Below are 17,221 nucleotides of genomic sequence, written 5' to 3'. Positions count from 1 at the left end.
GTGATCGGCGAGATGCTGACGCCGAAGGTCGCGGTCCTGTACCTGCGCGTTTCGACTGCGCGGCAGGCGCAGCGCGGTGACGAAAAGGAAGGCTTCTCGATCCCCGCGCAGCGCGAGGCGAACCAAAAAAAGGCCCAGTCAATGGGCGCCATGGTCGCGAAAGAGTTCGTCGACCGGGGAGAGTCCGCGAAGACAGCCAATCGTCCAGCGCTTCAGGAGATGCTCGAGTACATCCGCGAGCACTCCGTGGACTACGTCGTCGTGCACAAGGTCGGCCGGCTCGCGCGGAACCGGGAGGACGACGTCGAGATCATGAAGCAGCTGACCGCCGCGAACGTCGCGCTGATCTCGGCTACGGAAAGCATCGACCAGTCCCCCTCAGGTGCACTCCTTCACGGCATCATGTCCTCGATCGCCGAGTTCTACTCGCGCAACCTCGCGCAAGAGGTCACCAAGGGCATGACGCAGAAGGTGCAAAAGGGCGGGACCCCAGGCCGGGCTCCGCTCGGGTACCTGAACGTCCGCGAAGTCGACAGCGACGGCCGCGAGAGCCGAACCGTTCGCCCAGATGCCGACCGCGCTCCGCTCATCAACTGGGCCTTCCACCGCTACACCGAGCCGAGCGTTAGTCTGTCGCAGCTCGCGCTCGAACTCGCTCAACGTGGACTCACCACTCGACGAACTCCGCAGGTACCGTCACGAGCGCTCACCGACACGGACCTCCACAAGATCCTGACCAACTCGTACTACCTCGGCCTGGTCTCGTTCTCGGGCGCTACTTACGCCAGCAAGCACGAGCCCCTGATCGATCAAGAGACGTGGGACAAGGTGCAGGACGCACTGCAGTCGCGTCGCTCCGGCGAGCGCCGACGTCGCCACGACCACCACCTCAAAAGCACCGTGTACTGCGGGAACTGCCACAATCGGCTGATCGTGCAGATGACGCGGTCGAAGTCGGGCGAGATCTACCCCTACTTCTACTGCTCAGCACGTCAGGCGAAGCGGAACGACTGCACGCAGAAGGCCGTCCTCATCCACGTGGTGGAGGAGAAGATCGTCGAGGAGTACAAGAAGAGTCTCCGGCTCGACCAGATCGCTCGAGCCGACCTCGAGCGCCTGTTTCACGATGAGCTCGTGGCCACCCGAGGCGACGCCGAGCGCCAATGAGCACAAACCAAGACGAACTTAGAGCGTCTCGAACGCGAGCAGCTGCGACTCCTTCAGGTTCACTACGCAGACGCGATCTCGCCCGACCTGTTCAAGAAGGAGCAGGACCGCATCCGCGCTGAGCGGACGGTCGCCGAGCGGGACGAAGCGAGGCTCACCTAGGACGTGGCCAACGTCGAGCACGCGATCCGGCTCGGCCTCGATGTGACCGCGGAGTGTGCCAGCGCATACGGCGGGGCACCCGACCACGTGAAGAGGCTCGTCAATCAAGTCTTCCTCGCGCGTGTTCGCGTTCACGCGGACGAGACCATCACCGTCGAGTTGAACGAGCCGTTTTCCACGATCGCCTCGACCGCCATTCAGCTCGTTGCACACGAAAAGAGCACCACTCGAAAGAGTGATGCTCGGACCCTCACCAGCTTCCTGGAGGCCGAGATCGGCGCCGTTGCGGCGTTTTTCTCTGGCAAGGGTTCTAGTAACGACACTCTGGTGCCCCTGGAGGGACTCGAACCCCCAACCTGCTCCTTAGGACGGAGTCGCTCTTCCATTGAGCTACAGAGGCCGGTGCCGTCCAGTGTACCGATCACCCGGAGCCGTCGCTCTTGACACGGAACGAGCTGCATGGTTGGTTAGTTACTACACCAACGAACCAACACACCACGAAGCACCGACACCGAGGGAAGGAGCCCCATGGACGACTCCCGCCCGATCTTCCTGCAGATCGCCGAGCAGATCGAGAACGACATCATCGCGGGCGCGCTGCCCGAGGAGGACCAGGTCCCGTCGACGAACGAGTTCGCCGCGTTCCACCGCATCAACCCGGCCACGGCCGGCAAGGGCGTGAACCTGCTCGTCGACGAGGGCGTCCTGTACAAGAAGAGGGGGATCGGCATGTTCGTCGCCGAGGGAGCGCGCGACCGCCTGGTCGAGAAGCGCCGCACGCAGTTCCGCGACCAGTTCGTCGCACCGCTCCTCGCGGAGGCCGCCAAGCTCGGCCTCACCCGCGAGCAGCTCACCGCCATGATCACCGACATCGAAGGAGGATCGCGATGAGCGCGGTCATCGAGGTCGCCGGCCTCAGCAAGCACTACGGCAGCATGCACGCCGTCTCCGACGTCAGCTTCACCCTCGAGGAGAACCGGATCCACGGCCTCCTCGGCCGCAACGGCGCCGGCAAGACCACCCTGATGTCGCTGCTCACCGGCCAGGAGTTCGCGAGCACCGGCAGCATCCGCGTCTTCGGCGAGACACCCGTCGAGAACGCCGCCGTCCTCTCCCGCACCTGCTTCATCAAGGAGAGCCAGAAGTACCCGGAGGACTTCAAGGTCAAGCACGTCCTCCGCAGCGCCCGCTGGTTCTTCGAGGGCTGGGACGAGGAGTTCGCCCAGCAGCTCGTCGTCGACTTCCGCCTCCCGCTCGACCGCCGCGTCAAGAAGCTCAGCCGCGGTCAGCTCTCCGCGATCGGCGTCATCGTCGGCCTCGCCTCCCGCGCCCCGCTGACCTTCTTCGACGAGCCCTACCTCGGCCTCGACGCCGTCGCCCGGCAGCTCTTCTACGACCGCCTGCTCGCCGACTTCGGCGAGCACCCGCGCACCGTCGTCCTCTCCACTCACCTGATCGACGAGGTCAGCAGCCTCCTCGAGCACGTCCTCGTCATCGACGACGGCCGCCTGCTCGTCGACAGCGACACGGAGGAGCTCCGCGGAGCCGCCGCGACCGTCACCGGCAGCCGCGCCGCCGTCGACTCCTTCACCGAGGGCCGCGAGGTCCTCTCCCGCAGCGGAGTCGGCGGCCTCGCCACCGCGACGCTCCCCCACCTCGGCACCGCCGACCGCGACGAGGCCCGCCACCGCGGCCTCGAGCTCGAGCCCGTCTCGCTCCAGCAGCTCGTCGTCCAGCTGACCACCGGAAAGGCCGCCTCATGACCGCCCTCGCCCCGCAGCGCTCCGTCGCGCGCCACCGCCTGCTCAGCATCGTCCGCCTGCACCTCGCGAACCCGGCGACGCTGCTCGCCACCCCGCTCGCGATCCTCGGCGCGATCTTCGTCGGGAGCCTGATCATCTGGCTGCTCGTGCTGCGGATGGTCGGCGTCCCGGCCGCCGGCGGCGACTCCGGCGTGCAGATCACCGGCGGCACGACCTTCATCTTCATCTACATGCTGGTCGTCGCCGTCCAGGCCACCAACGTCACCTTCGCGCTCGCGCTGGGCTACGGCTCGACCCGCCGCGACTACTCCCTCGGCACGGCGCTGACCTTCGTCGGCCTGTCCGCCGCCTGGACCGTCCTCTACTCCACGATGTCCGCGCTCGAGCAGGCGACGAACGGCTGGGGGCTCGGCGGCTACATGTTCCGCGCCGCCGCCTACAGCGACGTCTCCTGGCTCGCCCAGACCTTCGCGACCTTCAGCCTCTTCCTCTTCTTCTTCTTCGCCGGCTCGGCGGTCGCCGCCGTCTTCGTCCGCTGGCGGGCCACGGGGATGACCGTCTTCTTCCTCGCCCTCGGCGCGCTGATCGTCGGCCTGGTCGCCCTGTTCACCCTCACCGACAGCTGGGACTCGGTCTGGCTCGCCTTCGAGGCGATCGGCTTCACGGGCGCCTTCGCCCTGCTGCTCGTCCCGACGGTCCTGTCCGCGGTCCTCGGCGCCCTGATCCTCCGCCGAGCCACCCCGCGCGGCTGATCCGGCCGCAGAACATCAGCTGAGAGAGGGGGGCGTCCGCTGAGGAGCGATGCCCTCCCTTCTCAGCTGATGTTCTGCGGCGAGCAGCCCCGTCCGGACGGCGCCCCGCCGCCCGCAAGGCCCTTCCGCCCCGCGCGCTCGCCTGGAAGCGTTGCAGCATGGCCGCATCCCACACCACCGCCGCTGCTCAGCACGTCTGGGCCGCCCGCGACGACAGTCCGCTCGACCCCGCCACCCTCGACACGATCGATGCCTGGTGGCGCGCCGCGAACTACCTCGCGGTCGGCCAGATCTACCTCCTCGCCAATCCGCTGCTGCGCGAGCCCCTCGCGAGGGAGCACATCAAGCCGCGCCTGCTCGGACACTGGGGCACGGCCCCCGGCCTCAACCTGATCTACGCGCACCTCAACCGTGCGATCACGGAGCGGCAGCAGCCGACGCTCTACATCACCGGCCCCGGCCACGGCGGACCGGGCATGGTCGCCAACGCCTACCTCGACGGCACCTACAGCGAGATCTACTCGCACATCGACGAGACCGAGGACGGCCTGCGCCGCCTCTTCCGCCAGTTCAGCTTCCCCGGCGGCATCCCGAGCCACGCCGCCCCCGAGACCCCCGGCAGCATCCACGAGGGCGGCGAGCTCGGCTACTCCCTCAGCCACGCCTACGGTGCCGCCTTCGACAACCCCGACCTGCTGGTCGCCGCGGTGGTCGGCGACGGCGAGGCCGAGACCGGCCCGCTCGCCACCAGCTGGCACTCCAACAAGTTCGTGAACCCCGCGACCGACGGCGTCGTCCTGCCGATCCTGCACCTCAACGGCTTCAAGATCGCCAACCCGACGGTTCTCGCCCGCATCCCGCACGAGGAGCTCGAGAGCCTGATGCGCGGCTACGGCCACGAGCCGTTCACCGTCGAGGGCGGCTTCGACGGCGAGGACCCGATGCGGGTCCACGAGCGCTTCGCCGCGGTCCTCGACGAGGTGCTCGACCGCATCGCCGCGATCAAGGCGCGCGCCGCGGACGGCGACCTCACCCGCCCAGCCTGGCCGATGATCATCCTGAAGACCCCGAAGGGCTGGACCTGCCCGGCCGAGATCGACGGCGTGCAGGTCGAGGGCACCTACCGCGCCCACCAGGTCCCGCTCGCGAACGCCCGCGACACCGAGGCGCACACCCGCCTGCTCGAGACGTGGATGCGCTCCTACCGACCCGAGGAGCTGTTCACCGAGGAGGGCGGGATCGCCGACCGTGTCCGCTCACTCGCCCCCGAGGGCGACCTCCGGATGAGCGCGACGCCGCATGCCAACGGCGGCCTGCTCCGCCAGACCCTCCGGCTGCCGGACTTCCGCCGCTACGAGGTCGTCGTGCACGAGCCGGGCGGCACCGTCGCGGAGGCGACGAAGGTGCTCGGCGAGTGGCTCGCCGACGTCGTCCGCGAGAATCGGACGAACTTCCGGATCTTCGGCCCCGACGAGGTCGCCAGCAACCGCCTGCAGAGCGTCTACGCCGCCACCGACAAGCAGTGGAACGCCGAGCTCGACCCGCTCGACGACCACCTCGCCCGCGCCGGCCGGGTGATGGAGGTGCTCTCCGAGCACCAGTGCCAGGGCTGGCTCGAGGGCTACCTGCTCACCGGCCGCCACGGGCTCTTCACCTGCTACGAGGCCTTCATCCACATCATCGACTCGATGTTCAACCAGCACGCGAAGTGGCTGGACGGCACCCGCGACATCGAGTGGCGCCGCCCGATCGCGAGCCTCAACTACCTGCTCTCCAGTCACGTCTGGCGCCAGGACCACAACGGCTTCAGCCACCAGGACCCGGGCTTCATCGACCACGTCGTCAACAAGAAGCCGGAGGTGGTGCGCGTCTACCTGCCGTTCGACGCGAACACCCTGCTGTCGGTCTACGACCACTGCCTCCGCAGCGTCGACTACGTCAACGTCGTCGTCGCCGGCAAGCAGCCCGCGCCCGCCTGGCTCACCATGGCGGAGGCGGTGGCGCACTGCACCCGAGGTCTCGGCATCCTGGGGTGGGCGAGCAGCGAGCGCCGCGGCGAGTCCCCGGACGTGGTGCTGGCCTGCGCGGGCGACGTCCCGACGCTGGAGACCCTCGCGGCCGTCAGCATCCTCCGCGAGGCGCTGCCCGACCTCGCCATCCGCACCGTCAACGTCGTCGACCTGATGCGGCTGATGTCCGAGTCCGAGCACCCGCACGGCCTCTCCGACCGCGAGTTCGACGCGGTCTTCACCCCCGACCGCCCGGTGATCTTCGCCTACCACGGCTACCCGTGGCTCATCCACAGGCTGACCTACAAGCGCACCGGCCACGGCAACCTGCACGTCCGCGGCTACAAGGAGAACGGCACGACCACCACGCCGTTCGACATGGTGATGCTCAACGACCTCGACCGCTACTCGCTGGTGATGGACGTCATCGACCGAACCCCGGGCCTCGGCGCGAAGGCGGCGGGCCTCCGCCAGGAGATGCAGGACGCCCGGATCCGCGCCCGCGCGTACACCCGCGAGCACGGCGAGGACATCCCCGAGGTCGCGAACTGGACCTGGTCCGGCTCCCGCTCCGGCAACGCCTCGGAAGCCACCGGCGGCGACAACGAGTAGCCCCGCACTCCGCGAGATGCCACTTGTGCACGCGACACGCCGTGTCGGGCGTGCACAAGTGGCATCTCGCGGCGGGGGGTCAGGCCGCCGCAGCCGTGAGGTAGTCGTCCCACTCGGGCTGGGTGCGCTCGGAACCGCGCACGAGCCAGGAGCCGGCGCGCGGCATCCGCGGCACGGAGCGCAGCTGCCAGCCCATCTCGAGCGGCGTCCGGTCGCTCTTGACGTTGTTGCAGCGGTGGCAGCAGGCGACGAGGTTCTCCCAGGTGTCCCGCCCGCCCCGCGACTTCGGCTGGATGTGGTCGATCGTGTTGGCGTGCTGGCCGCAGTAGCCGCAGCGGTGGTTGTCGCGCCGCAGCACCCCGCGGCGCGAGACCGGCACGCTCCGCGAGCTCGGGATGCGGACGTAGCGCGTCAGCACGATCACCGAGGGCCGGACGTAGTCGCCGGTCGCTCCGTGCACCGGGTGCTCCTCGTCGGCGACGATGATCATCGCCTTCTCGGTCATCAGCAGCACCAGCGCCCGCTTGAACGACACCACCGCCAGCGGCTCGTAGCCGGCGTTGAGGACGAGTGTGCGCATCAGTGACCTCCGTGCTGTCGCACGCCGCCGCACGGAGGCGCCGCGACCACGCGAAAGGGCGCCGTCGTGATGACGGCGCCCTTCGAGGCCGCGGCGCAGAGCCGCACGGTGACGTGGTGCCGTATCCGAGTGTCGGCGGAGTGGAGTGCGGCGAGGAGGATCCCCGCCCGGATCGCGTCGGTCCGCCGCACGCGCGAACGCAGCCCCACGCAGTGGTGCCCGTTCCGCTCGGCCATCCCGGCACTCCGTCCCTCGACGAATCGCTCCGCTCGCCACGCGAGCGGACTGAGGTTCAGATTAACCCTTCGCGCCCGGAACACCAGAGGAACCGGGGATTTCGTCATGCGCAGTTCACACGGTGGGCGGCGGGCCGGCACTGCCGGGAACGCGGAAGAGCCCGCCCCGGTGAGGGGACGGGCTCTCGGCCGGTGCTCGCGGTCGTCGTCAGCCGGAGATGCGGACGATCGTGTAGTTGCTCGTCCAGATCGGCTGCACGCGGACGCTCGCGCCCTCGTACGGCGCGTGCAGGATGTTGCCGTTGCCCGCGTAGAAGCCGTCGTGGCCGGGCATGATCACCAGGTCGCCGGGCTGCGCCTCCGACAGCGGGATCTGCGTGCCCATCGCCGCCTGGCCCGCCGCGGAGTGCGGCATCGAGATGCCGTACTGCGCGAAGACGTACATGACGAGGCCGGAGCAGTCGAAGCCGCTCGGGTCCGCGCCGCCGAAGACGTAGGGCACACCCTGGTACTGCAGCGCCGTGTTGAAGACGGCGGAGAGGCTGTAGCTCGTGCTCGGCGCGCTCGCCGCGAGCTCGCTGGCCGAGGCGCCCTCGTAGGAGTTGAAGCTCTCGGCGGTCTCGGCGCGGGCCTCGGCGACGTCGGTGGTGTCGACGACGGGCTCGACCACCGGCTCCGGCTCGGGCGGCGGCGGCGCGGCCTCGGCGGTGAAGCCGTCCCGGGCGATCGCCGCCTGGACCACTCCCCCGGCGACGGCGACGGTCTGCGCGTCGCCCTGGCGCAGAAGGTCGGCCTGCGAGGCGGCGAACAGCCCGTCGCTCTCGGTGCCGGGCGAGAAGGCGTAGGCGGGGAGCGCCATGGTCGCGACGAGCGCTCCGGCGAATCCGACGATGGCGACCTTGCCGATCGTGCGGCCGCGGCTGCGCTTGCGGGGCGAGCCGGCGGGCGTCGGCACGAAGTCCGTGACGTCGGCCTGGCGCGACGGCGCCGTCGGCACGGCCCGGCGGGCGACGGGGGCCTCGTCCGTGTAGCGGGCGCGGATCACCGGCGGTCGGTTCTCGAAGGAGGACGCGTTGCGGGGGCTGTCCGGGTGGGTGGAGCGGAACCGGTCGGGGGAACCGGCGGGGGTGGTGGGGTTCTGGGGCAAGGGGGAGGACCTCCGACGTCCCGCCAGCCCAGGCAGCTGTCCCGTCTCGAGTGCGCGAAGCATCGGCGTTCACGGAGTCCGAGACGGGAAGGGACGTCGGACACCGCGCCTCACGACCGGGGTTCGGGCGCAGGGCTCCACAGAGCGTAAGCGACCGTTACCGATTTGTCACCAACCGGAGACGAGATCGTGTCCCGCTCCGACCCTCCGATGCTGTAGTGCGCGTGGAGCGGACGTTCAGCTGACGAGGAAGATGTGCGCAGCGACCTCGTTGGGCAGTTCGATGCCCGCCTCCACGCCGTCGATGCGCACGAGCACGTAGCCGTTGAGCGCGGAGAACTCGCCCTCGGCCCCGGGGACGACGCCCGCCTGCTTGAGCTGCAGCAGCAGCTCCGGGTCGACCTGCGCGGGCTCGCCGAGCCGGCGCACGGTACCGCGCTGCGGCTCGGCCGAGCCGGCGACGAAGCGGGGGATGCTGATGACGCCGTCCGCGAAGCGCGACGCCGGGGTGTCCCCCAGCTCGTCGAGCCCCGGGATCGGGTTGCCGTAGGGCGACTCGGTGGGGTGGTCGAGCATCTCGAGGAGGCGGCGCTCCACCTGCTCGCTCATCACGTGCTCCCAGCGGCAGGCCTCCTCGTGCACGAACTCCCAGTCGAGCTTGATGACGTCGTGGAGGAGGCGCTCGGCGAGGCGGTGCTTGCGCATGACGTGGATCGCCTTGCGGCGTCCGTCGCCGGTCAGCTCGAGGTGGCGGTCGCCGGAGACGACGACGAGGCCGTCGCGCTCCATCCGGCCGACGGTCTGCGAGACGGTGGGGCCCGAGTGGCTGAGCCGCTCGGAGATGCGGGCCCGGAGGGGGATGATGTTCTCCTCCTCCAGCTCCAGGATGGTGCGCAGGTACATCTCGGTCGTGTCGATCAGATCCGTCATCTCAGCCTTCCGGTCTCAGCGCGCACAACCTTACTGGGCACCGTGTCCCGTCATCGGCGACGGGGCAGGGCGCAGGGCCTCCGATGGTCGAAGGCGGGGCGGGCCGGGAACCCTAGTATTAACGCATGCCGGACGTCACCATTCCTCGCGAGCTCCTCCCCCACGACGGACGGTTCGGCTGCGGCCCGTCCAAGGTGCGGCACGACCAGCTCGCGCACCTCGCGACGCAGGGCGCGCACCTCCTCGGCACCTCGCACCGGCAGGCTCCGGTCAAGAACCTGGTCGGGTCCGTGCGCGAGCACCTCGCGACGCTCTTCCGCATCCCCGAGGGCTACGAGGTCCTGCTCGGCAACGGCGGCTCGACCGCCTTCTGGGACGCGGCCGCCTTCTCGCTGATCGACCGCCGTGCCGAGAACCTCACCTTCGGCGAGTTCGGCCAGAAGTTCGCGAAGGCGGCGTCCGCGCCGTTCCTCGAGCCCGCGCACGTCGTCTCGGCCCCGGCAGGCTCGCGCAGCGAGGTCGAGATCCTCGAGGGCGTCGACGTCTATGCCTGGCCGCACAACGAGACCTCCACCGGAGTCATGGCGCCGGTCCGGCGCGTGCACGGCGACGAGGGCGCGCTCACGGTGATCGACGCGACCAGCGCCGCCGGCGGCATCGACTTCGACGCGGCCGAGGCCGACGTCTACTACTTCGCCCCGCAGAAGAACTTCGCCTCGGACGGCGGCCTCTGGTTCGGCCTCTTCTCGCCGGCCGCGATCGAGCGGATCGAGCGGATCGCGGCGAGCGGCCGCTACATTCCCGAGTTCCTGAGCCTGCAGAACGCCGTCGACAACTCGCGCCTGAACCAGACGCTGAACACCCCCGCCCTCTCCACGCTGCTGCTGATGGAGTCGCAGCTCCAGTGGATGAACGAGAGTGGCGGACTGGCCTGGGCGTCGGCGCGCACCCTCGAGTCCTCGTCGGCGATCTACGACTGGGCCGAGGCCTCGCCGGTCGCGACCCCGTTCGTCGAGGTGCCCGAGCACCGCTCGCAGGTCGTCGCCACCGTCGACTTCGACGCCTCCGTCGACGCCGCGCTGATCGCGAAGATCCTGCGCGCGAACGGCATCGTCGACACGGAGCCGTACCGCAAGCTCGGCCGCAACCAGCTGCGCGTGGCGACCTTCGTCGCCATCGAGCCGGACGACGTCCGCTCGCTGCTCGGCTGCATCGACCACGTCATCGAGCGCCTGGCCGACTGAGCGACCGGGGAACGGGGAGGCGCGGGATGAGGCTCTGGCTCCGTCCGGACGAGCGCCGCCCCGCTCCCCCGCCCTACGCCTCCGACGACGCGACGGCGCTCCTCGTGGGCTGCATCGTCTGGGTGCTCGCCCTCGTCGGCGTGCTGATCGCCGCGGCGGCCGGCGCGACCGTGTCGCCGCTCGTCCTGTCGACCGTCGTGATCGGTGTCGTCCTGGGGACGATCGGCCTGTTCTACAGCCGCAACCGCCGCTGAGGCGCCGGGCTCGCCGCCTGTCGGAGCGCCGTCGCGTCGGCAGCGGGGCCGAGCGAGGGCGTCCCCGCTCGGCCGGATCCGGTCAGCGTCGGCGACGCCGACGTCCGCGACTGCCGCTGCCGCGTCGTCCTTCGGTGGAGGCGCCGGACGTGCCGTCGGCGTCGACGTCCTCGCCCTGCGACTCGTCGTCGTCGTCGTCCGGATCGTCGTCGTCGGAGTCGTCCGAGTCGTCATCGTCCGAGTCGTCGGAGTCGTCGTCGTCGTCGTCATCCGAGACGTCGTCGTCGTCCGCCTCGTCATCGTCGAGGACCTCGTCCTCGTCCGTCTCCGCCGAGTCGACGACGGTGTCGTCGTCGTACTCGTCGTCCTCGGTCTCGTCGCGCTCACCGCTGGCGTCCTGCGCCGCGCGGTAGTCCGCGAGCCGGACCGACCACGGCACCCAGTCGGGCGCGAGCACGCTGCCCTCGCCCGGCAGCAGCTCGACCTCGAGGACGTTGACGTCCTCGGACTCGTCGATCCTCGACAGCGTCGCCGTCCAGAGCCAGCCCGGGTATCCGCGCATCAGGTTGGTGAACTGCAGCGAGACCACGTGCTCGCCCTGGGCGAGTGTCGCGACGAGGTCGCCGATGGTGTCGGCGGTCGTGATGTCCAGCAGCGCCTCGCGAGCACGGTCCTCCGATGCGGCGAGCACGGTGTCGAGCTCGTAGACGGCCTCGGGCTCCGGCTCTGCGGCGGCCGCTGCGGGCTCGGCGTCCGGCTCGTCTCCGGCCTCGTCGTCGAAGTCCGGCTCCTCCTCCTCGTCGACCTCGTCGCTCCAGACCACGGGCGCGGCAGCCGGCGAGGCCGACGCGCTCGCGGACCACTCACCAGGAGCCTCGGTCGCGGTGGCCGGAGCGTCGTTCTCGGGCGACGAATCGCCGGTCGTCTCGTCGGCGTCAGGCATCCAGCTCGTCCGCAACCCGGCGCAGGAGCGTCGCGATCGTGTGCCCGTGCGCCTTGTCGGGGTAGCGGCCCCGCTTGAGGCCCGTGCCGATCCCGTCGAGCAGCTTGATCGTGTCCTCGACGATCACGGACATGTCGTCGGCCGACTTGCGGCTGAGCTTGACCATGCTGGGCGGGGTGTCGATGATCCGGGCCGAGAGGGCCTGCGCACCGCGCTTGCCGTCGGCGATGCCGAACTCGAGGCGGGTGCCGGCTTTGACCGCGGTCCCGGAGGGCATCGCGGAAGCGTGCAGGAAGACCTCCTGGCCGTCATCGGTGCTGATGAAGCCGAAGCCCTTCTCCTCGTCGTAGAACTTGACCTTGCCGGTAGGCATGCAGAACCCCTCCTGGAAATGAAGCAGCCATCAGTTTAGAGGACGGCACCCGCCCTATCCTTGACCCGTGAAGCCACAGCAGCCCGCGGGCATCGGACGCGCGGAGCGCGTGCTCGCCTACATGTTCGTCGCGATCATCGTCGTGACGGTGATCGCATTCATCGCCGTCCTGGTGGCGCCGATGATGGGCGTCAGAGACTACAGCGGGAGCCTCTGGCAGTTCGTCCTCGCGCTGCCGCTCGTCGGCCTGCCGATCGCCTTCCTGATGATGATCGCGATGCTCGTGGTCGGCGTCCGCCGCCGCCGCTCCTCCTAGCGGGGACCTCTCCGGCTGCGCCGAGCCCTCGACGAGCAGCCGGTCACGCGACTCCCAGACTTCATCCAGGCCACGCGCAGATACTGTCCGCATGGACGGACCCCGCATTCTCATCGTCGACGACGAGCCCAACATCCGCGACCTGCTCACCACGAGCCTCCGCTTCGCCGGCTTCGCCGTGCGCGCGGTGGGCAACGGCGCTCAGGCGATCTCCGCAGTCCTCGAGGAGGAGCCGGACCTCATCATCCTCGACGTGATGCTCCCGGACATGAACGGCTTCGGCGTCACCAAGCGCCTGCGCTCGGCCGGCTACACCTCGCCGATCCTCTTCCTCACGGCGAAGGACGACACCGAGGACAAGATCACCGGTCTCACCGTCGGCGGCGACGACTACGTCACCAAGCCGTTCAGCCTCGACGAGATCGTGGCGCGCATCAAGGCGATCCTCCGCCGCACGATGCACGCCGAGGAGGACGCGGTCATCCGCGCCGGCGAGCTCACGATGGACCAGGACACGCACGAGGTCCTCGTCGGCGACGAGCCGGTCGAGCTCAGCCCGACCGAGTTCAAGCTGCTGCGCTACCTGATGCTCAACCCCAACCGGGTGCTCAGCAAGGCGCAGATCCTCGATCACGTCTGGGAGTACGACTTCAACGGCGATGCGGGCATCGTCGAGTCCTACATCTCGTACCTGCGACGTAAGCTCGACACGCATTCGGAGGAATCGCTCATCCAGACCAAGCGAGGATTCGGATACATGCTGAAGGTCGCGAAGGTCTGACCTCCGCCGCCCCGGCGCCGGCCCCGTGAGGGGGCGGGCGCCCGCACGACTTCGAGGGAGTTCCACCGCCATGCACCAGGGTCTGGCCGAGCGGTGGAACTCCATCTCGCTGCGCACGAAGATCACGGCCGTCACCGTCCTCCTGCTGACGCTCGGCCTGCTGGTCTCCGGCATCGGCACGATGACGATGCTGAAGCCGCAGCTCGTCGCTCAGCTCGACGCGCAGCTGGCCGACAAGGTGCAGAAGGTGGCGACCGACCTCTCCGCGCAGGGCGTCTCGCAGTTCTCCGAGTCGGACGACTACTACGGCGCCGTGTACGACTCCTCGGGGAAGCTCGTCTACTCGAACGCCGGGCAGGGCACCGACCCCGCCTTCCCCTCGCGCTACTCGATCGAGGACGCCCTGAGCGCCTCCAGCGAGCCGAAGGCGCTGATGAGCGTCAACGACCGGATCGAGTACCACGCCGTCTCGACGGTGTACTCCCGCGGGAACGACTACCAGACGCTGCTGCTCGCCACGTCGACGCGCGACATCGACAACATCATGACGATCTACCTGACGATCTTCCTCGGGTTCGGCGTCGCGATCGTCGTCATCGGCGCGATGCTGACGCGGCTGCTCGTCACTACGACGTTCGCTCCCCTGCGCCAGGTGGAGCAGACCGCCGCCGCGATCGCCGACGGCGACTTCAGCCAGCGCCTGGACGGCACCACGCCCAACACCGAGGTCGGCCGCCTCAACCGCTCGCTGAACGCGATGCTGGTGCGCATCGACAGCGCCTTCCGCGACCGCGCCCGCACCATCGACCAGATGCGCCGCTTCGTCGGCGACGCGAGCCACGAGCTGCGCACCCCCCTCGTCTCCGTCCGCGGCTACGCCGAGCTCTACCGGATGGGCGCGCTGCAGACGCCCGAGGCGGTCGGCCAGGCGATGGAGCGCATCGAGAAGGAGGCGATCCGGATGGGCGGCCTCGTCGAGGACCTCCTCGAGCTCGCCCGCCTCGACGAGACCAAGCCGCTGGCCCTCTCCCCCGTCGACCTGATGCCGCTCGCCCGCGACGCCGCGATGGACGCCATGGCCTCCTGGCCGGACCGCGACTTCGGAGTCGAGACCCGCGACGACACCCCCGTCGAGACGCCCGCGCTCGAGATGGACGAGCCGTCCGGCACCGCGACCCAGACCATGGAGGTTCCGGCCGCCGCCGGGCTCACCGGACCGATCGCGGCGGCCGGCGCACGCCTGGCGCGCTTCCGCCGCCGCCCGCGCCGTGTCCCGGCGGAGGACCTCGCGGCGGGCACCGCCCCCGAGCCCGAGCAGGTCGGCGTCCCGGCGCTGGTGATGGCGGAGGAGAACAAGATCCGCCAGGTGCTGACCAACCTGATCGGCAACGCCGTCCGCTACACGCCTGAGGACACCCCGATCGAGGTCGGCGTCGCCGTCGACCGCGCGCGGCGGCTGGCCTTCCTCGAGGTCATCGACCACGGCGAGGGCATCCCGCCGCAGATCCGGGAGAAGATCTTCCAGCGCTTCTGGCGCGCCGACACCTCGCGCACCCGCGAGACCGGTGGCAGCGGACTGGGGCTGGCGATCGTCTCCTCCATCGTCGCGGCGCACAAGGGCCGTGTCGACGTCGTCGAGACTCCGGGCGGCGGCGCCACCTTCCGGGTCGCCCTGCCTCTCCTCACCGTCGACCCGGACGGCGATCCGTCCCCAGCTGCGGCCTGACGGCCCGCGCGGCCGACGCTGTCCGCCCTAGGTTCTCTTCCACGCGCCGAACGGCGCGGACGAGTGAGAGGACCTGACATGACCCACTTCCAGACCGACATCGACGCGATCAGCACCGCGAGCGGCTCGATCCACGGCTCCGCGGACCGCATCCGCGCCGAGGTGGCCGGCATGCTCGCTCTGCTCACCGGCCTCGAGAGCTCGTGGACGGGGCAGGCCTCGGCCGCGTTCCAGGGAGTGGTCGGCCTCTGGCGGACCACGCAGGGGCAGGTCGACGACGGGCTCGAATCGATCGCGCTCGCCCTGGGGACGGCGGGGCAGCAGTACGCGGAGACCGAGGAGGCCAACGCGCGCCTGTTCGCGTTCTGACCCGCCGGCGGCGTCCTCGACCGTCTGCGGACCGAGGACGCCGCCCGGAAATGCCGAAGGCGGCTCCCCCGGAGGGGAACCGCCTTCTGCGTGGTGCGGGTCGGACTAGAAGTCCATGCCACCCGTGGGGTCTCCGCCTGCGGCGACGGGGTTCCGCTCGGGCTTGTCGGCGACGACGGCCTCCGTGGTGAGGAACAGACCGGCGATCGAGGCCGCGTTCTGCAGAGCGGAGCGCGTGACCTTGACCGGGTCGATGATGCCGGCGGCGATCAGGTCGACGTACTCGCCGGTCGCGGCGTTGAGGCCGTGTCCGGTGGGCAGCTCGCGGACCTTGGCGGCGACGACGCCCGGCTCGAGACCGGCGTTCAGCGCGATCTGCTTGAGCGGCGCGTCGATGGCGACCTTGACGATGTTCGCGCCGGTCGCCTCGTCTCCGACCAGCTCGAGCTTCTCGAAGGCGAGCTTGCCGGCCTGGATGAGGGCGACGCCACCACCGGCGACGATGCCCTCCTCGACGGCGGCCTTCGCGTTGCGGACGGCGTCCTCGATGCGGTGCTTGCGCTCCTTGAGCTCGACCTCGGTCGCAGCTCCGGCCTTGATGACCGCGACGCCACCGGCGAGCTTCGCGAGACGCTCCTGGAGCTTCTCGCGGTCGTAGTCGCTGTCGGTGTTCTCGATCTCGCCGCGGATCTGCGCGACGCGACCGGCGATGGCCTCGGCGTCGCCGGCACCCTCGACGATCGTGGTCTCGTCCTTGGTGATGACGACCTTGCGGGCCGAGCCGAGCAGGTCGAGGGTGACGTTCTCGAGCTTGAGGCCGACCTCCTCGGAGATGACCTGGCCACCGGTGAGGATCGCGATGTCCTGGAGCTGCGCCTTGCGACGGTCGCCGAAGCCCGGGGCCTTGACGGCGACCGACTTGAAGATGCCGCGGATCTTGTTGACGACCAGGGTCGCCAGCGCCTCGCCGTCGACGTCCTCGGCGATGATCAGCAGCTGCTTGCCCGCCTGGATCACCTTGTCGACGACGGGGAGGAGGTCCTTGATGTTCGAGACCTTGGAGTTGACGATCAGGATGTACGGGTCCTCGAACACGGCCTCCTGGCGGTCGGGGTCCGTGACGAAGTACTGCGACAGGTAGCCCTTGTCGAAGCGCATGCCCTCGGTCAGCTCGAGCTCGGTGCCGAAGGTGTTCGACTCCTCGACGGTGACGACGCCCTCCTTGCCGACCTTGTCGATCGCCTCGGCGATGATCGCGCCGATCTCGGGATCCGCGGCGGAGATGGAGGCCGTGGCCGCGATCTCCTCCTTGGTCTCGATCGCCTTGGCGCCGGCGACGAGCTCGGCGGTGACGGCCTTGACGGCCTTCTCGATGCCCTTCTTCAGGCTGATCGGGTCGGCGCCGGCCGCGACGTTGCGCAGGCCCTCGCGGACGAGCGCCTGGGCGAGGACGGTCGCGGTGGTGGTGCCGTCGCCGGCGACGTCGTCGGTCTTCTTGGCGACCTCCTTGACGAGCTCGGCGCCGATCTTCTCGTACGGCTCGTCGAGCTCGATCTCCTTGGCGATCGACACGCCGTCGTTCGTGATGGTGGGGGCTCCCCACTTCTTCTCGAGCACGACGTTGCGGCCGCGCGGGCCGAGGGTCACCTTGACCGCATCGGCCAGGGTGTTGAGTCCACGCTCGAGGCCGCGGCGGGCTTCTTCGTCAAAAGCAATGATCTTGGCCATGTGTGTTCTTCGTCCCTCCCGGACGTCAGGGGAATTCCGTCGTTGGCACTCGACTGGAGCGAGTGCCAACAGCGATTCTGGCACTCACCCGGGAGGAGTGCAAGTGACGCCGGCGCCTGGCGCAACGCG

Annotated in this window: 18 protein-coding genes and 1 tRNA gene; 11 read left to right on the top strand and 8 right to left on the bottom strand. The window is 69.6% G+C overall.

The features are described from left to right. Positions 1-1,167: a recombinase family protein gene (locus EDF36_RS16420; protein WP_185020519.1), complete on the top strand. Its 1,167-nt coding sequence runs from the start codon at positions 1-3 to the stop codon at positions 1,165-1,167. Between the two features lie 18 nt (positions 1,168-1,185). Here EDF36_RS16420 and EDF36_RS16415 read toward each other — a convergent pair whose 3' ends face one another. Both EDF36_RS16415 and EDF36_RS16410 read right to left on the bottom strand, forming a co-directional pair. Then, positions 1,186-1,464 carry a hypothetical protein gene (locus tag EDF36_RS16415; protein WP_123733802.1) on the bottom strand — a complete coding sequence of 93 codons (279 nt, stop codon included), beginning with the start codon at positions 1,462-1,464 and terminating at the stop codon, positions 1,186-1,188. Positions 1,465-1,654: 190 nt separating this feature from the next. Then, a tRNA-Arg gene (locus EDF36_RS16410) sits at positions 1,655-1,729 on the bottom strand. Positions 1,730-1,857: 128 nt separating this feature from the next. Between EDF36_RS16410 and EDF36_RS16405 the strand changes: the two genes are divergently transcribed. The 4 genes from EDF36_RS16405 to EDF36_RS16390 all read left to right on the top strand — a co-directional run bounded on the left by EDF36_RS16405 (position 1,858) and on the right by EDF36_RS16390 (position 6,465). Next, the gene (locus tag EDF36_RS16405; RefSeq protein ID WP_123445182.1) at positions 1,858-2,220 is read left to right on the top strand and encodes a GntR family transcriptional regulator; all 363 of its coding nucleotides are present in this window, start codon (positions 1,858-1,860) and stop codon (positions 2,218-2,220) included. Then, positions 2,217-3,092 carry an ABC transporter ATP-binding protein gene (locus tag EDF36_RS16400; RefSeq protein ID WP_123733801.1) on the top strand — a complete coding sequence of 292 codons (876 nt, stop codon included), beginning with the start codon at positions 2,217-2,219 and terminating at the stop codon, positions 3,090-3,092. The genes EDF36_RS16405 and EDF36_RS16400 overlap by 4 nt, the downstream gene beginning before the upstream one ends. After that, the gene (locus EDF36_RS16395) at positions 3,089-3,844 is read left to right on the top strand and encodes an ABC transporter permease (protein WP_123445180.1); all 756 of its coding nucleotides are present in this window, start codon (positions 3,089-3,091) and stop codon (positions 3,842-3,844) included. The genes EDF36_RS16400 and EDF36_RS16395 overlap by 4 nt, the downstream gene beginning before the upstream one ends. A 158-nt stretch (positions 3,845-4,002) precedes the next feature. Then, the gene (locus EDF36_RS16390; protein WP_123733800.1) at positions 4,003-6,465 is read left to right on the top strand and encodes a phosphoketolase; all 2,463 of its coding nucleotides are present in this window, start codon (positions 4,003-4,005) and stop codon (positions 6,463-6,465) included. 79 nt (positions 6,466-6,544) lie between these two features. Here the strand turns inward: EDF36_RS16390 and EDF36_RS16385 are convergent, their stop codons facing one another. The 3 genes from EDF36_RS16385 to EDF36_RS16370 form a co-directional block, all read right to left on the bottom strand. Beyond that, on the bottom strand, positions 6,545-7,045 hold the full coding sequence (locus EDF36_RS16385) for an HNH endonuclease (protein WP_123733799.1): 501 nt from the start codon (positions 7,043-7,045) through the stop codon (positions 6,545-6,547). Positions 7,046-7,489: 444 nt separating this feature from the next. Continuing rightward, positions 7,490-8,428 carry a C40 family peptidase gene (locus EDF36_RS16375; protein ID WP_260300752.1) on the bottom strand — a complete coding sequence of 313 codons (939 nt, stop codon included), beginning with the start codon at positions 8,426-8,428 and terminating at the stop codon, positions 7,490-7,492. Positions 8,429-8,665: 237 nt separating this feature from the next. After that, complete coding sequence (locus tag EDF36_RS16370; RefSeq protein WP_123702382.1) at positions 8,666-9,358, bottom strand: metal-dependent transcriptional regulator; 693 nt, start codon at positions 9,356-9,358, stop codon at positions 8,666-8,668. Positions 9,359-9,483: 125 nt separating this feature from the next. Here EDF36_RS16370 and serC point away from each other — a divergent pair, with 125 nt between their 5' ends. Beyond that, the gene (gene serC, locus EDF36_RS16365) at positions 9,484-10,602 is read left to right on the top strand and encodes a phosphoserine transaminase (RefSeq protein WP_123733798.1); all 1,119 of its coding nucleotides are present in this window, start codon (positions 9,484-9,486) and stop codon (positions 10,600-10,602) included. A gap of 26 nt (positions 10,603-10,628) precedes the next feature. Then, positions 10,629-10,856: a DUF2530 domain-containing protein gene (locus EDF36_RS16360; protein ID WP_123733797.1), complete on the top strand. Its 228-nt coding sequence runs from the start codon at positions 10,629-10,631 to the stop codon at positions 10,854-10,856. An 82-nt stretch (positions 10,857-10,938) separates the two neighbouring features. On the opposite strand, the gene EDF36_RS16355 is transcribed toward EDF36_RS16360, so the two are convergent. Then, entirely contained in the window at positions 10,939-11,799 is an 861-nt protein-coding gene (locus tag EDF36_RS16355) for a DUF3027 domain-containing protein (protein ID WP_123733796.1), read from the bottom strand. Continuing rightward, a complete protein-coding gene (locus EDF36_RS16350; RefSeq protein WP_123733795.1) occupies positions 11,792-12,172 on the bottom strand; it encodes a cold-shock protein in 381 nt (126 codons plus the stop codon). The genes EDF36_RS16355 and EDF36_RS16350 overlap by 8 nt, the downstream gene beginning before the upstream one ends. Before the next feature lie 67 nt (positions 12,173-12,239). On the opposite strand from EDF36_RS16350, the gene EDF36_RS16345 reads away from it, so the two are divergent. From EDF36_RS16345 to EDF36_RS16330, 4 genes are all read left to right on the top strand, one after another. Beyond that, a complete protein-coding gene (locus EDF36_RS16345) occupies positions 12,240-12,488 on the top strand; it encodes a hypothetical protein (protein ID WP_243582849.1) in 249 nt (82 codons plus the stop codon). Positions 12,489-12,579: 91 nt separating this feature from the next. Further along, complete coding sequence (locus EDF36_RS16340) at positions 12,580-13,269, top strand: response regulator transcription factor (protein WP_085475163.1); 690 nt, start codon at positions 12,580-12,582, stop codon at positions 13,267-13,269. Positions 13,270-13,339: 70 nt separating this feature from the next. After that, positions 13,340-14,995, top strand: coding sequence for a cell wall metabolism sensor histidine kinase WalK (locus EDF36_RS16335; RefSeq protein WP_123445171.1), 1,656 nt, complete (start codon positions 13,340-13,342; stop codon positions 14,993-14,995). 78 nt (positions 14,996-15,073) lie between these two features. Further along, positions 15,074-15,364, top strand: a complete 291-nt coding sequence (locus EDF36_RS16330) for a WXG100 family type VII secretion target (protein WP_123702374.1) — start codon at positions 15,074-15,076, stop codon at positions 15,362-15,364. Between the two features lie 105 nt (positions 15,365-15,469). Here the strand turns inward: EDF36_RS16330 and groL are convergent, their stop codons facing one another. Further along, positions 15,470-17,092 carry a chaperonin GroEL gene (gene groL / locus EDF36_RS16325; RefSeq protein ID WP_123445169.1) on the bottom strand — a complete coding sequence of 541 codons (1,623 nt, stop codon included), beginning with the start codon at positions 17,090-17,092 and terminating at the stop codon, positions 15,470-15,472. Positions 17,093-17,221 lie beyond the last annotated feature (129 nt).

This window comes from Rathayibacter sp. PhB152 (assembly GCF_003751395.1).
Classification (GTDB): domain Bacteria; phylum Actinomycetota; class Actinomycetes; order Actinomycetales; family Microbacteriaceae; genus Rathayibacter; species Rathayibacter festucae.
This window is presented reverse-complemented; position numbering and strand designations above follow the sequence as displayed.

Bases quoted from the DNA above. Each gene is read 5' to 3' on its own strand.
- EDF36_RS16405 (WP_123445182.1), top strand. From the start codon at position 1,858: ATGGACGACTCCCGCCCGATCTTCCTGCAGATCGCCGAGCAGATCGAG.
- EDF36_RS16400 (WP_123733801.1), top strand. From the start codon at position 2,217: ATGAGCGCGGTCATCGAGGTCGCCGGCCTCAGCAAGCACTACGGCAGC.
- EDF36_RS16395 (WP_123445180.1), top strand. From the start codon at position 3,089: ATGACCGCCCTCGCCCCGCAGCGCTCCGTCGCGCGCCACCGCCTGCTC.
- EDF36_RS16390 (WP_123733800.1), top strand. From the start codon at position 4,003: ATGGCCGCATCCCACACCACCGCCGCTGCTCAGCACGTCTGGGCCGCC.
- EDF36_RS16385 (WP_123733799.1), bottom strand. From the start codon at position 7,045: ATGCGCACACTCGTCCTCAACGCCGGCTACGAGCCGCTGGCGGTGGTG.
- EDF36_RS16370 (WP_123702382.1), bottom strand. From the start codon at position 9,358: ATGACGGATCTGATCGACACGACCGAGATGTACCTGCGCACCATCCTG.
- serC (WP_123733798.1), top strand. From the start codon at position 9,484: ATGCCGGACGTCACCATTCCTCGCGAGCTCCTCCCCCACGACGGACGG.
- EDF36_RS16360 (WP_123733797.1), top strand. From the start codon at position 10,629: ATGAGGCTCTGGCTCCGTCCGGACGAGCGCCGCCCCGCTCCCCCGCCC.
- EDF36_RS16355 (WP_123733796.1), bottom strand. From the start codon at position 11,799: ATGCCTGACGCCGACGAGACGACCGGCGATTCGTCGCCCGAGAACGAC.
- EDF36_RS16350 (WP_123733795.1), bottom strand. From the start codon at position 12,172: ATGCCTACCGGCAAGGTCAAGTTCTACGACGAGGAGAAGGGCTTCGGC.
- EDF36_RS16340 (WP_085475163.1), top strand. From the start codon at position 12,580: ATGGACGGACCCCGCATTCTCATCGTCGACGACGAGCCCAACATCCGC.
- EDF36_RS16335 (WP_123445171.1), top strand. From the start codon at position 13,340: ATGCACCAGGGTCTGGCCGAGCGGTGGAACTCCATCTCGCTGCGCACG.
- EDF36_RS16330 (WP_123702374.1), top strand. From the start codon at position 15,074: ATGACCCACTTCCAGACCGACATCGACGCGATCAGCACCGCGAGCGGC.
- groL (WP_123445169.1), bottom strand. From the start codon at position 17,092: ATGGCCAAGATCATTGCTTTTGACGAAGAAGCCCGCCGCGGCCTCGAG.